Below are 14,489 nucleotides of genomic sequence, written 5' to 3' on the forward strand. Positions count from 1 at the left end.
CGACTGTCAAATTAACTTGAGCCAACCTCACTCAACTTTGCGTTCTGTCTTCTTCAACGAACAAAGGGCAAGAATGATTCCCATGCCGAAAAATAATTTTCAGACACAGGACACCCAAGGCATTCAAGGACAATCCACCCTGCCCTCCCGGCGCCTCAACCTACCGAAAAAACGGTCCTTCCGGGAGCTGGATCGCCGCACCCAGGTTGCTGTCATCCTCGCTGGAATTATCGAGCTGACTTTGATGTTTGCAGCCTTGCGCGATCTTCGTCGACGCCCCGTTCAGCTGGCGAGAGGGCCAAAACCACTGTGGGCCGTGGTCAGTTGCCTCAACGTACTAGGAAGCATTTCCTACTTTGTTTTTGGGCGTCGCAAAGACCCTCAAAACTGATTTACAGACACAATGGAACAACCCGCTCTCGTGATGACGAGAGCGGGTTGTTCGCTGTCAGCGTGGACGCTTTGGCAATGAAAAACTCGATTGCCACACTGGCTAGATCAGTTCATCTACCAACAATGGTCCTGCGAATAATCCCTACAGATGGTCCAGTAGGAATGCTCCGTTCTACTACTTAGCCGAGCCCTGAGGTTCCACTAGGACTGCCGCGGTGCGCGCCGGAATAGTCAGCTCACCGGTGGCACTGTCGAACGAAGTTGACTTCACCCGGTCATCACTGCCTTTCACAAGAGACTTGGCAAGCGAGTAGTCGTGACCTACCAGCTCCTCAAGCTTTTGCGTGCTCTCCTTCGGCGAGGCATTGAAGAGGACTAAGGCACCGTCATGCTTGCGATCGACATCCTTACCCACCGTGTCGTCAATGCGCATCACGATAATTCCCGGTTCAGCCTCAGACCCACCCAGCGGGAAGCTCACCTTTTGCCCAATGAGATCAGCTGAGCCCAATCGCAAGAGTCCAACTTCCTTGCGGGTCTGCAGCAAGTCCAAGGCTGCCCCTTCAGCATCAGCCATGGCCTTGGCATCCGGCTTGAGCGCAGGGTCTTCTAATAGTGGAGCCATCAGATCCCACTTCTCCCCGTTATCTGCCTCGGGCGGAAGACCCGAGCCAAAAGTATTTTCCACTCCGGAGAAGTCGATGCGGTTGAACCAGTCCCCCGAGTTATAGGAATTTCGGTCCAAAGACTTTGAACGCAATAACTCGGTTCCGGCATGCCAGAACGGAACAGCTTGTGAATACATCACGGTTGCTTGCGAGAGAGTATTCATCCGCACCCGATCCTCCATGGAAGTATCTCGTGGCAACTTGAGCACAGTGAGGTCGTAGAGCGTTTCATTATCGTGCGCGTCAACATAGTTGATCACTTCTCCCGGCTGCGAAGCATAGCCTGCTTTCGCTCCGCGGTAATCCAATTCATCACCACGGTGCACACTGCCATCCGAAGCGAGGAATTCGAAGTCTGCGAGATTGCCAGCCAAGCCGAGCTTCACTAGGTCGGTTTCGTGGCCGAGATCTTTCAACGCTTCCTCGGTGCTCCCATTGACCTTATTACCGTTGGGATCCGTTCCCAAGCCAGTACCAAAGCCCTGACGGAATGTTGAGGATGAATCAACAGGACTGCCACCATGAACGGCATCGCGCAGTCGGTCGTTAAAGGTCCCGATGCCGGTACCGTTCATTTGCCCCTGAGTCGCTTGATAGAAGCGAGCATTGTCCGCCACCTCACCAAAGTTCCATCCTTCGCCATAGAGGTAAATGGACTTGCCGTCCACTCCGTCACGTCCCGGCTTCAGTTCATCTAATGCACTGCGTACGGCTTCCATGGTTTCTCGTGAGTGGTGGCCCATGAGGTCAAAACGGAATCCATCAACCTTATAGTCCTTGGCCCACACCACCAGGGCATCAACCATCAGTTTCTGCGCCGCAGCGTGTTCCGTGGCCAGGTTCTGACAGCAGGACGAGGTTTCCACTTTCCCGGTGGCATCAAGTCGGTGGTAGTAGCCAGGCACGATCTTATCCAGCACACTGCGATCGGCTTGACCCGAGGCTGCGGTGTGGTTGAACACCTGATCAAGCACTACTTCTAGCCCCATGCTGTGCAAGGATCCAACCATCGAGCGGAATTCTTCGACACGGTTCGCTCCTTCAGGGTTCGTGGCGTACGAACCTTCCGGAGCCATGAAATGGAAGGGGTCGTACCCCCAGTTGAATCCGTCTTCATCACCGTGGGCAGTAACGCACTCTTGTTGTTTGCTGGAAGCTGCCGGCAACGACTTCAGATCACAGTCCGTCTCAACACGTTGTGACTGTTCCTCCTCAATGGTGGCGATATCAAAACTTGGCAGCAGGTGAACGGTAGTCAGGCCAGCCTCGGAAAGCTGTTTGAGCTGTTTACTCCCGGCCCCATTTGCTCCAAACGCTCCGTAGCGGCCCCGCTGATTCTCGGGCACCGAAGCATCTGAAATCGAGAAGTCACGGATCTGCAGTTCATAGATGCTGCGGTCCACGTCCTTTTCGACGTTTTTGGCTTTGGCCTTACGCCACTGTTTTGGCTGGTGGTGAGGGTCTTCCAAGCTCACCGCGACCGAGTGGGTGGAATTAGTGGTCAACGCAACCGAATATGGATCGGTAACAATATTCGTTTCGATCTTGCCCGTTTCAGGGACAAAGACCTGAACTTCCCACCGGTACTTCGCCTCAGCCATCTGAGGTTTACCCTTTACTGTCCACACACCGCTGTCCTTCGAATAGCTAGCAGCGTATCGTGCAGTCTTCTCCTTCTTGTCAGTAATCAGCAGTGTTGTTTTTTGGGCCGTGGGTGCCCAGAGCCTAAAGGTAGGGCGTTTTCCGGTGAAGCTCACGCCGAGTTCTACATCGTCAAGCGCCTTGGCATAGAGATCATCAATGACACCAGCACTCTGAACTCCGGTGAAGGCGGTGAGTTTCTTGGTATCCCCTTCGCCATCAAATCGTGCCAATGCCAGTTGTGAACGCAATGCAGAGGCTACGTCTTCGCGATCTAGCTCAACACGCAAGGCACGGTAGTCGGCAAGGTGTGGGAACTTCTTGCGTTGTTCGGCACTCAACCCACCAATAATTTCTTTGAGCTCGATTGGCTTCGCACCGGAGATCTCTTCTCCCTCCAATTTCAAGCTGGCGTCCTTTGAAGCGTAGAGGGCATAGTTTTCACCAGTGCCTAGATCACGAGGAATCGCTAGGGTGTCAGCGGAAATCCACTGCGCTTTCATTTGACCAACGCCGGCGACTGTTTGGGTGTCAGAACCAATCTGCAACAGGTGAGTCTTCGAGTCGTAGCTGAAGCTCACTGGCTTTCCTTCGGTTACCGAAAGACTGTAGTTAGCACCTCCGGCGGCACCGTCAACGCCATAATTTTCGTCCCACCCGAAGTTGTGTGACACCTTAAATTCGTAGGTACCAGCCGGGATCTTCTCCGTAGTGAATTCGTAGGTACCGTCAGCATCAGCGTCCGCCATTAAAGTAGCGAGACAGGTTGGATCCCAGTCGGATTTACAGCCCAATTCGTCTTGAAAACTTCCCGGTAAGGTGATCATCGGACCCTGTTGATCGCTTTGTGCGATGTTGTTGCGGGGATCGAAGAAGAACTTGACGGTCCCACCTTCGTGAGAATATTTAAGGTTGTCACCACCGGCAATACCACCAGCGCCGTAGTTCAGATCCCATGATCCGTTGATGGCTACCTTGTATTCATAGTCCCCTGCTGGGACATCGAATTCACCAGAATAGACCCCGCCAGGCTGTTCAGTGAGTTTGGCTGCCTCGCAGGCCGGATCCCAGTCGGTGACACAACCCATTTCGGTGTTATGGCTTCCCGGCACGGTGACCATGGAGATATCCGATTCAGCCGGTTTTTCCTTCGCAAACCCGGAAACGTCGTTGCCCACGGCAGCATAGGTGGAAGCGGCGCTGTGTTCTCCTGCGGCATTGGTACTCACGGCACGATATTCCACCAAGGTGCCTTGTGGTAGCGATGAAACGTCGTGGAAGACTCGTGGGGTGTGGTCTTCTGCCACGCCCAGTAGGTGCCACTTCTCGGTGCCCACTTCACGCCACGACATGCTTGTTTCAGCCCACGCCTGTTCGCCTAAATCCACGGATACGGGTGTTACGCCGCTGAGCCCGGCCCCAGATTTTGGAGCGGAAATCTCAGGTGTGAAGGCAGCACTATCTACGTTCTTGTCAGCTTTATAAACCACTGCAGATAGCGCTGGCACCGTCACGTTGAGTTTCCCGTCCGCAGCACTGCTGAGTTTGTCTTCGGCGCCATAGAGCGCTGAGTAGGTTGCGTCGGAGGTCAGAGTCGACAACTCAACATCAGCGGATTCTTCCGAGTTGTTCAGGGCCACCAGGTATTCGGTTTTCTCGTCACGGTCCACACGCGAGAATGCATAGACTCCCTTGGAATCTTGGGCGTATAGCTCTACTTGTGCCCCGCCCTTCAGCGCTTTGTTTGATTCGCGAAGTTTAGAGAGGGCCGCGATGTGCTGGTACATCGGAGAATCACTGTCATAACGATCTTGGGTTCCGAGCTTTTCTCCGGTAATCAATTCTTGGTTCTGATAGTCCGAGACTTGAGAAGCGAACAGTGATTGGCGAGAATCCTTGTCTCCACCGGTGCCTGCAAATCCTTGTTCGTCACCGTAGTAAACCACCGGCTGGCCACGGGTCAGGAACATCAGTTCATGGGCCAGTTCATCACGTTTGAGTTTCTGATTGCTGTTGTTCAGGAAGTACCCAATGCGCCCCATATCGTGATTGCCAAGGAAAGTTGGTAGAGCATCAGCTGAGGTGTTTGCCGTGGTGTAGTAGTCATCCGCCGAGAACAGCGTGCTTAGCGTTTTGGCTGAATTTCCTCCCGCGAAACCGGCAGCAGCAGATTGGAACGTGAAATCAAGGACGGAATTCATTTCCGTCTTACGCACGTAGGGCGAAAGCTTCTTTGCATCGGCATCATAAACTTCGCCAAACATGAAGAAGTCGTCTTTACCCTGGGCTCGTGCATAGTCCTGAACTTGTTTGGTCCATTGTTCCCAGAATTCAAAATTCACATGTTTTGCGGTGTCGATGCGGAAGCCATCAATTCCGAAGTCCACCCAGTTCTTGTAGACCTCTGCGAAACCGTTGACTACCTTAGGATTTTCGGTCATGAGGTCATCAAGCCCCTGAAAATCGCCATAGGTGACCGACTCACCTTCCCAGGTTGAGTCCCCGCGGTTGTGATAGAGCGTTGGATCATTGAGCCAGTCGGGGACCTTCTTGACTTGGTCAGAAACAACCGGGGTATAAGGGAAGGAACTGGAAGCGTCTAGCTCTGGGAAGGTATCACTGCCTGCGTAGTCCGCCGGGTCAAAGGCTTGACCCTGAGCATCCTTATAGGGAAGGGAAGACTGCTCAACGTAGGAATACTTCTTTTCCTTATTGTCGATGAGATCCGCGGTATGGTTCACGATGATGTCGAAATACACCTTGATGCCACGCTTGTGGGCGTCATCAATCAGTTCGGAGAGTTCTTCATTGGTGCCTAGATGTGGGTCGATCTGAGTGAAATCGGTGACCCAATAGCCGTGATATCCGGCGCTGGCATCATCACCACTACCCTGAACCGGCATGTTCTTAAAACTGGGCGTGAGCCAGATGGCGCTGGTGCCAAGGCCCTGAATGTAGTCGAGCTTGGAGTGTAAGCCTGCGATATCACCGCCTTCATAGAATCCTTTGTCCGTCGGATCAAACCCGGTGGTTAGTCGATCACCTTCCAAACCGCCGGCGTCGTTAGCCGTTGAGCCATTGGCAAAGCGGTCTGTCAAGACGAAATAGAATTGCTCACCAGAACCGGCTTGCCTGACCGGCGCAGCGACCAATTCGGCATCAGTATCTGAATATTCTCCGCGAAGGTCCAGTGGCACAACTTGTGTCAGCCCAGTGGCCGTATCAAAGGTGAAGCGCAATCGGCTATCCGCACTCAGGGCTAGGGGAATGTTCTCTTCTCCCCCATCCAGTCCATAAGACGTGTCAAAGCTTTTGTTCAACGCTACTTTGTATTCATAGTTCCCCGCCGGAACTTCCACTTCCAGGCTGTATTGCCCTTCCTGGTCCGTGGATTGCAGGCTGGTAGCTTCACAGTCAGCCATCCAGTCAGCGGAACATCCCAACAACGACTGAAAAGAACCGGCCAGAGTCACAGAAGTTTCATCTGCCACGGCGGGAATATTAGCCAGGGGTGCCATGGGTGCGAGCGCCAGCATCGGGGTTGCGGCCAAGGCGGTGACCCAACGACGCCAACTACGTTTATGAAGGTATGGTGGCAGTGGCTGACTGCGCACGGAGGAAGCAGCGCTTTTGCTGTTCACGAAATGCTCCATTGAGTTCGAAGGTGCGAGCGGCAAGCCATAAGAGCTGACTCGCCAGTGATTCAGCCCACACTACTGAGCGAATTCCATCAAGTGCAAGCGTTTCCAACATTTACACTCGGATGCAGGGAAAACATCAAACTTTTCAGTATTTTTCCAACTTTTTACATAGGAAACGTTTGCACAATGCGGCACAAAAGTCTCCAATTCCCATTGTCCGGTCAGGTCGGCAACCCCACTACAAAAAGAACCTCCAGACAGCTTTTGGCTGTCTGGAGGTTCTTTTTCGTACTAGTTCTTACCGTCCGCCGGTAGCAGGGCTTGATGCACGACGTGGTCCACGTGAGCGACCACCTGCGGCACCTGCAGCATTGCGGCCTCCGGATCGTGCTGAGCGTGAGGAGTTCGACGGACGCTCGCCATTCGCTCCACGAGCCGAACGGCTTGGACGCTCAGCATTAGCGCCGCGTGATTCGCGTGCTGGACGCTCCGACTGGTTCGATGCACCGGAACGATCTGAACGGCGACGGTCTCCGCCGCGGCCCTGTGCCTCACCGGCAGGCTTGCCGCCGCGTGCATTGCGTGCGCCACCGCGTCCGCCACGGGCGTTCGAGGATTCGCCGGCAGGCTTCTTCTTCGCTGGGTTGCGGGTCTGCTGTGCTGGAGCAACATAAGGAACGAGTTCGGCAACTTCGCTGACGACCTTAGCCACAACTGGCGAGTTCAGGTTGACCTTTTCGAAAGGTACCTTCAGCCCGGCCTGCTTCAGCAAAGTCGAAACGTCGCCCTGCTGATCAGGGGTGCAGATGGTCACTACGGTTCCATCCGAACCTGCACGTGCGGTACGGCCCGAGCGGTGGGTGTAGGCCTTGTGTTCTGCCGGTGGGTCCACGTGCACAACGAGCTCCACACCATCAACGTGTACGCCACGGGCGGCCACGTCGGTGGCTACCAGTACCTTCGCCTCACCCGAGGAGAAGGCTGCGAGGTTGCGATCACGAGCGTTCTGCGACAGGTTGCCGTGCAAATCAACTGCCGGGACTCCAGCCTTTGAAAGGACAACTGCCATCTTCTTGGCGTGGTGCTTGGTGCGCATGAACATGATGCGGCGTCCGGTGCCCTGAGCCAGAATACGGATCAGTTCCTTTTTGTCGTCAGCCGGGATCACGAAGACGTGGTGTTCCATGGTGTTCACCGCGGCTTCCGGGGCATCAACCGAGTGGATGGTTGGATTGCTCAGGTAGCGCTTGACGACCTTGTCCACGCCATTGTCCAAGGTGGCGGAGAACAGCATGTGCTGGATTCCTGTTGGCATGCGGTCCATGATGCGGCGCACTACCGGCAAGAAGCCCATGTCGGCCATGTGGTCGGCCTCGTCCAGAACCGAAATTTCCAGCTGGGACAGGTCAACGACCTTCTGCTTGATCAAATCGTCAAGGCGGCCGGGGCAGGCAATGACAATGTCAACGCCCTCGTTCATGGCCTTCTCCTGGCGGCTCTGAGCCACGCCGCCGTAGATCACGGTGGTGCGCAGTCCGGAGGCTGCCGCCAGTGGGTCCACTGCCTTGGCAATCTGGGTGGCCAATTCGCGGGTTGGAGCCATGATCAATGCTCGTGGGAAGCGAGCCTTGCGACGCTGTGGTCGCTGCGCCAAGCGCGCTACCAATGGGATCGAGAAGGCAAGGGTCTTGCCGGAACCGGTCTGTCCACGGCCCAGGACGTCGCCGCCTGCAAGTGTGGTGGGAAGGGTCGCTTCCTGAATGGGGAAGGCCGATTCGATGCCTAGCTTCGCCAAGACATTCGATAGGTTTTCGGGCACGCCAAGGGCGCTAAAAGTTGTAGTCACGCTCAAACTTTCTCTCTGATTCGCACGCCGGTTTCGACGTTTGGTTTCGCCGAGCCAGGAGGAAGTCCACCACAAGCAAAAGCCATAATCGGGCCGATAACTTGGGGAGAGGAAAGGCGCATTGCGGCGCAGATCATCAGCGGGAAATCTAAACTGTCGACGAATGCGCACCGAGCTTTCCGGGAGAATCACCAAATCACTTACTGGTGCGCACAACCCCCAGTCTACAGGCCATTGACGGACCCAGACAGTGCCTGAGTCCGTCAAATGCCCGCAAATCAAGAGATCTCAGACACGTCGGGGGTTATTCGGCCTTCTTCGCGAGCTTCGAGGGCCACCAGACTTTCGGCCCGATTTCCTCCACTAGCGCCGGCACCAGCAGGCTTCGAACGATGAAGGTATCAAGCAGAACCCCGAAGGCCACGATGAATCCCAGCTGGGCGAGGAACATGATCGGCACGACACCCAAGGCCGCAAAAGTCGCTGCCAGAACTACACCCGCCGAGGTGATCACCCCGCCGGTTACCTTCAGCCCCCGGCGCATGCCCTCGCGGGTTCCATACTTCAAGGTTTCCTCACGCACCCGGGTCATCAGGAAGATGTTGTAGTCCACGCCGAGGGCCACCAGGAATACGAAACCGAACAGGGGCACCGCCGGGTCTGCGCCGGAGAAGTTGAAGATGCCGTTGAACACCAAGGCGCTCACGCCCATTGCGGTTCCGTAGGAGATGACCGTGGTGACGATCAACAGCACCGGCGCGAGCACCGAACGCAGCAACAGCATCAGAATGATCAGGATCGCTATGAGTGTCAGCGGAATGATCTTGGCCAAATCCGCCAGAGCGGTATCGGCCGTGTCGAGCTGCGTCGCGGTGGTTCCGCCGATCAGCGCCTCGGCGTCCACCGCATGAACCGCCGCGCGGAGTGCGCCAATGGTTTCCTTGGCTTCATCCGAGTCCGCGGCGTCGCTCAATGTGATGGAGATCAGGCTGCGTCCCTCGATCACTTGCGGGTCGGCACCGCGTGCGGCCATGGCTGGCCCGCCGTCTTCTGCCTGCAAGTAAGCGGAGTCCACTCCGGTGACATCCAGTACATCTTCGAGGATGATGGCCGCATCGGCTTCGCTCACCACCGCGATGGCTGGTGAGCCGGATCCCGCAGGGAAGTGCTCACCGAGGGCGGCCTGCCCGTCCCGTGATTCCGAACCGCCAATGACCAGCTCGCTTTGCGGAACGCCATGCGCCTTGAGCTGGGTTACCCCCAGCGCACCCGCGGCAAGAACCAACAACGTGAGGATCCAGATGGGACGCGGATGGGCAGCGACGAAGTTCGCGATGCGCCCCCACAGCCCTTCTTTCACCACGGCATGCTCACCGTGCTGTGCGGCTTTCGGCGGGAATGGCCAATAGGCGGCCCGGCCGAGCAGGCCAAGCACTGCGGGCAGGAAGGTCAGAGCGGCAATGATGGAGAAGATGATGCCGCTGGCCCCAATCGGCCCCAGCGCCTTGTTCGAGTTCAGATCGGAGAACAGCAGGCAGAGCAGGCCGACCGTCACGGTGCCGCCGGAGGCGACAATCGGCTCCAAGGAGCTGCGCCAGGCCTTGGCGACGGCTTGGCGCTTGTCCTTGCCTTCCGCCAGAGCTTCCTTGTGCCGCGCCACGAAGAGCAACGAGTAATCCGTCGCCGCACCGATCACCAGAATCGACAGGATTCCTTGCGACTGCCCGTCGAGGCTGATCCACTGCGCATCGGCCATGTAGTAAACAGTGAGGATCGCCGCGCAAAGCGCCACCACCGAGGTGAGCAATACTGCAAATGGCAGCAGCACCGATCGATAGACCAGCAGCAGGATGACGAGCACGGCCACGAGGGCTACGCCCAGAAGCACCCCGTCAATTCCGCCGAAGGCTTCGGTGAGGTCGGCGCTGAACCCGGCGGGGCCGGTGACATAACCCGTGGTGCCATCGGGGATGATCTGCGCCAGCTTCGCCCGAAGGTCTTCGACTCCAACATTCGCTTTCACCTCTGCGCTCACCGGCACCAGCAGTTCAACGGCTTGCCCGTCTTCCGAAACGAAGGGGCCGGTAACCTGCCCGTCAAGATAGGCGAAGTCCGCGAGCTGCGCGGCCAGGTCCTCCCCGGCACTGGCCGGGAGGTCGGTTTCGCTCGTGACCAGAACCACCGCCGGAATCGCATCCGAGGTGCGGAACTTGTTCTGCCATTCAAGGGCTCGGGTCGCCTCTGCGGTTGCCGGCAGGAAGGCAACCTGGTCATTCGTCTGGACTTCGGAGAGCTTGCCGAAAGTTGGCCCGCCCACCCCTGCAATCGCCAACCAAAGCAAGATCACCAGGGAATACACCCCCAAGCGGACTCCCACGGCTTTCTTTTTCGAAGGCAACTCTGGCTTTCTCAGATGCGGCACGATTTGTTCCTTTTCGCAATGACACGGTTCTGCCAAGAATGTCGGGCAAGCTCAGCCTAGCAGAAAGTAGTTCCATCATGGAATGATTAAATGAACTATACAATCAAAGTCATGTCTACGACTACAAACCATCAGCTTGTGGCGCTATTAAGAGAATTCGGCCTTGCATCCGATCGATATGTTGAGTCGACCGGATCGATCCACGGCACGCACCGCACGGATATGAACGCGCTTTCGATCATCATGAAGCATCAGCTGCGCGGCGCCCTTCCCTCCCCGCGGGATCTAAGCCGGGACCTGCAGCTAAGCTCGCCGGCAACGACGGCGATGCTCGATCGGCTGGAAAAGATCGGCTATATCGAACGGCAGCGAACCGACAAGGACCGCCGGGTCGTGCGCATCGCGATGACCGACAAAGCACGCCGCGCAGGGAAGGAGATGTTTCTGCCGCTGGGCAAGAACATACTCGAAATCGTCGCCGACTACGATTCCGAGCAAATCTCGCTCATTACCGATTTCATGAGCCGAGTCGTAGCCGGGGTCGACGCCGCCAGAGCTGAAGTCGTGTCACGTCACGAAGCCAAATCCGCTCCGGGGGCCGAAACACACTAAGCTGATCCAGTGACTCTTGCACTTTGGATCTCCCTGCTCGGAGCGAGCATCGTCATCAGCTTCACCCCGGGCGCTGGCGCAATCAATACGATGACCAACGCGATGAGGCTTGGCTTCCGCTCATCCATCTGGGGAATCCTCGGCCAGCAGATCGCGTTGCTCATGCACGTGATCATCGTTGCCGCTGGAGTCGGGCTGCTGGTTGCCGGATCACCGGCGATCTTCGCCGCGGTGCGCTATGCCGGCGCGGCCTATCTGGTGTATTTGGGCATCCGCATGATTCTTTCCAAACCGGATGTCGCCTCGGACGGAACCACTCAAGGCGGTGCGGTGGGCCGCTGGGCGATGGTTCGGCGCGGAATCCTGGTGAATCTGCTGAACCCCAAAGCCATCGTGTTCTTCCTGGCGTTCACACCGCAGTTCATTCGTCCGGACCAGCCGCTGATCGTGCAGTATGCCATCTACATCGGCACGATCATTTGCGTGGATATCTTGGTGATGTGGTTCTTCTTCGCCGCCACGGCACGCACCTTTCAACGATTCACCGCCACCACGCGCGGAGCGAAGATCCTTAATCTGGTCTTTGGCACGCTCTTCATTTTCGTGGCCGCACTGCTGCTTTTCCTGCATTAGTCACCGCGCAGCACCACGGCACCGAAGCGCGTAGCAAAATCGTTGCCTTTTTGTTCTCATAAATAGGGCGCGTAGCTCTCGAAGGTTAGCCCCACTTGTGCCTAGACTAATGACATGTTCCGGATAATGATCGTGTGCACGGGAAACATCTGCCGTTCGCCTATGGCCGAGTACATGCTCAAAAATGCGTTGGGCGACGCGGGGGTCTCCGAGGTCGAGCTCTCTTCCAGGGCGACCACCGACGGGGAAGTTGGCCATCCCATCGACCCGCGGGCGGCAAACACCCTGCGCGAGCACGGTCTTGATGCCACCGAGCATGTGGCGCAACAGGTCACCGTCGAAGAACTGGCGCATATGGACCTGGTATTGGCAATGGACACCGATCACTTCGAATTCCTTGTGCCGGACCTAGCCGAGATCGACCAAGCCGATCGACCGCTGCTTCGCATGTTCCGGTCTTTCGATCCGGCAATTGCCAACGAGCCCCATGACAGCCAGGGCGTTTACGACCCTTGGTATGGCGACGCCGGGGATTTCAGGGAAACTTGGAAGATGATCGCTGCCAGCCTGCCCGCCCTCGTCGATTATGTGCGGAGTAATATCGCCTCCCGTGGAAACCGCTAGACCATATATTATTGCCCTCGACGGTCGTTCCGGCGCGGGTAAAACACAATTCGCGGCCGCCCTAGCCACCACCCTGGGGGCCAGCGCAAGCGCAGATATCTTGCACCTCGAAGACCTGTATCCCGGATGGGATGGGCTCGGACGCGCCCGGAAGCTCTACGCTGAGCTCCTTCCCGACCTGGCTCAAGGCCACGAAGTGGCTTGGCAAGCCTGGGACTGGGAAACGAACCAATATGGGGCGCCACGAACCTTTGCCCCCGGCCCGGTGCTCATCATCGAAGGCGTTGGCGCCGCTGGAACCGCTGCACGCGACTACGTGGATGTGAGCATCTGGCTGGACGCGCCCGTGACCCTGCGCCGCGAGCGGGCGTTGGCGCGAGACGGCGAAACCTACCGCCCGTACTGGCAGCAGTGGGCTGCCCAAGAGACGGCCTATCTCCACGCAGAGGCCCCGCAAGAACACGCCACCATCGTGCTGAATGCGGCAACGGAGCAAACCCCGAGCCAACAGCTACGCGCGGCGCATCGATTCCTCCCGGCCGCGCTGCAACGCCTGCTCCCCCACGATGAACCGGCGCCGGCCCCAGCGCTGCAGGCGACCTTCGCGGCGCCGGCAGATGTAGCGGCCCTGTTTGAGGCCGTAGCCTCCGCCCTGCCGAGGGCCGCACTGCTGGAATCCACGAGCCACAAACTTACCGATCCGTTGGATCGCAATAGGTACTCGGTGCTCGCCTTGGCGCTGGATCCCGCCGCCGCAGTCCTTTCGAGCGTAGCGAATCGAACCGTAGTCCATGCCGGCTCGGCCACCGTGCAGCAAGGCGGGGAGTTCTTCACCGCCCTGCACCGTTTGTGGCCCCCGCATTCGGCGCTGGCCCAGGAGTATCCGCTGCCGCAATGGGTGGGCTATCTGGGCTATGAATTGAGCCGCGAGCTCGGCGCACGAGATCGCAGCGTCCTGTTGGCCGATGGCAGCACTCGGCCCGACGCGCAGTTCTTCTGCCCCGATGCCCTCTTTGTCGTCGACCACCGGCTGGATCGCCTGATGCTCCACTGCGCCGCCGACCGCGTAGCCGCGCTTAGCGAGATCATCGCGGCGGCCGCCGTGGCCGGTACGCGCCAGGGCGCCCCATTGCCGGCCCTGGCCTTCGAATGCGCAGATTCCGCCAACGGATATCGGCAGAAGGTCCGGACGGTTCAACAACAGATTTTTGAGGGAAACACCTACGAGGCCTGCCTCACCACTGTGCTGAAAGCCCGGGTCGAAGATTTCTCGCCCTTCGAAGCCTATTGCCGGATGCGCGAATCCAGCCCCGCACCTTTTGCGCACTACCTTCGCATGGCGGATCTCGAGGTCGCCAGCATCTCCCCGGAAAGATTCCTGAGCTTGGACGCCCACGGCAAACTTCGTGCCGAACCGATCAAGGGAACCCGCCCGCGCGGTAAAAGCGAGCCCGAAGATCTGGCGCTGGCCCACGATCTGGCCACGCACCCGAAAGACCGCGCCGAAAACATCATGATCGTGGATCTGCTGCGCAACGATCTGTCGCACTATGCGCTCCCCGGCACGGTAGCCGTCAAACGCCTGTGCGCGGTGGAGACCTATGCGACGGTTCATCAAATGGTTTCCACCATTGATGCCCGGCTGCGAAGCCGCCAAGACGCGGCCCTGGCACTGCGCGAAGCTTTTCCTCCGGGGTCGATGACCGGAGCGCCGAAGCTCTCGAGCATGGAGATCCTCGACGAACTGGAAGAGCAACGGCCCCGCGGGCTTTACTCGGGCGCCGTAGGCTACCTTGGCCACGATGGATCGGCGGATTTTTCGGTAGTCATCCGTACCCTTGTCTGCGATCGGCTGTCCACCGATGGCTGGGAATTGAGCCTCGGGCTTGGCGGTGCCATCACCGCCGATTCCGACCCGCAGGAGGAATGGGAAGAAGTGCTCACCAAATCCGTGGGTGTGCTTTCGGCGCTCGGCACAGAATTCCCGGTGCGGGACTGAGCCCCGTGGA

Annotated in this window: 8 protein-coding genes; 5 read left to right on the top strand and 3 right to left on the bottom strand. The window is 57.7% G+C overall.

Annotation, left to right across the window (positions count from 1 at the left end):
• Nucleotides 1-82: 82 nt before the first annotated feature.
• A complete protein-coding gene (locus CQ015_RS10565) occupies nt 83-391 on the top strand; it encodes a PLD nuclease N-terminal domain-containing protein (protein ID WP_105650079.1) in 309 nt (102 codons plus the stop codon).
• A 177-nt stretch (nt 392-568) separates the two neighbouring features.
• On the opposite strand, the gene pulA is transcribed toward CQ015_RS10565, so the two are convergent.
• From pulA to CQ015_RS10580, 3 genes are all read right to left on the bottom strand, one after another.
• Nucleotides 569-6,343 (bottom strand): pullulanase-type alpha-1,6-glucosidase, encoded by a 5,775-nt coding sequence (gene pulA / locus CQ015_RS10570; RefSeq protein ID WP_258138258.1) that lies wholly within the window; start codon nt 6,341-6,343, stop codon nt 569-571.
• A 298-nt stretch (nt 6,344-6,641) separates the two neighbouring features.
• Nucleotides 6,642-8,189: a DEAD/DEAH box helicase gene (locus tag CQ015_RS10575; protein ID WP_105650080.1), complete on the bottom strand. Its 1,548-nt coding sequence runs from the start codon at nt 8,187-8,189 to the stop codon at nt 6,642-6,644.
• Between the two features lie 304 nt (nt 8,190-8,493).
• Nucleotides 8,494-10,611 carry an MMPL family transporter gene (locus CQ015_RS10580; protein WP_374955691.1) on the bottom strand — a complete coding sequence of 706 codons (2,118 nt, stop codon included), beginning with the start codon at nt 10,609-10,611 and terminating at the stop codon, nt 8,494-8,496.
• 111 nt (nt 10,612-10,722) lie between these two features.
• On the opposite strand from CQ015_RS10580, the gene CQ015_RS10585 reads away from it, so the two are divergent.
• From CQ015_RS10585 to pabB, 4 genes are all read left to right on the top strand, one after another.
• On the top strand, nt 10,723-11,223 hold the full coding sequence (locus CQ015_RS10585) for a MarR family winged helix-turn-helix transcriptional regulator (protein ID WP_105650114.1): 501 nt from the start codon (nt 10,723-10,725) through the stop codon (nt 11,221-11,223).
• 9 nt (nt 11,224-11,232) lie between these two features.
• Nucleotides 11,233-11,856, top strand: coding sequence for a LysE family transporter (locus CQ015_RS10590; RefSeq protein ID WP_105650081.1), 624 nt, complete (start codon nt 11,233-11,235; stop codon nt 11,854-11,856).
• Between the two features lie 114 nt (nt 11,857-11,970).
• Nucleotides 11,971-12,480, top strand: a complete 510-nt coding sequence (locus CQ015_RS10595) for a low molecular weight protein-tyrosine-phosphatase (RefSeq protein ID WP_105553364.1) — start codon at nt 11,971-11,973, stop codon at nt 12,478-12,480.
• The gene (gene pabB, locus CQ015_RS10600) at nt 12,467-14,479 is read left to right on the top strand and encodes an aminodeoxychorismate synthase component I (protein WP_258138254.1); all 2,013 of its coding nucleotides are present in this window, start codon (nt 12,467-12,469) and stop codon (nt 14,477-14,479) included. The genes CQ015_RS10595 and pabB overlap by 14 nt, the downstream gene beginning before the upstream one ends.
• Nucleotides 14,480-14,489: the final 10 nt, after the last annotated feature.

Origin of the sequence: Arthrobacter sp. MYb221, assembly GCF_002979835.1 — a bacterium.
In the GTDB taxonomy this organism is placed as follows: Bacteria; Actinomycetota; Actinomycetes; order Actinomycetales; family Micrococcaceae; genus Glutamicibacter.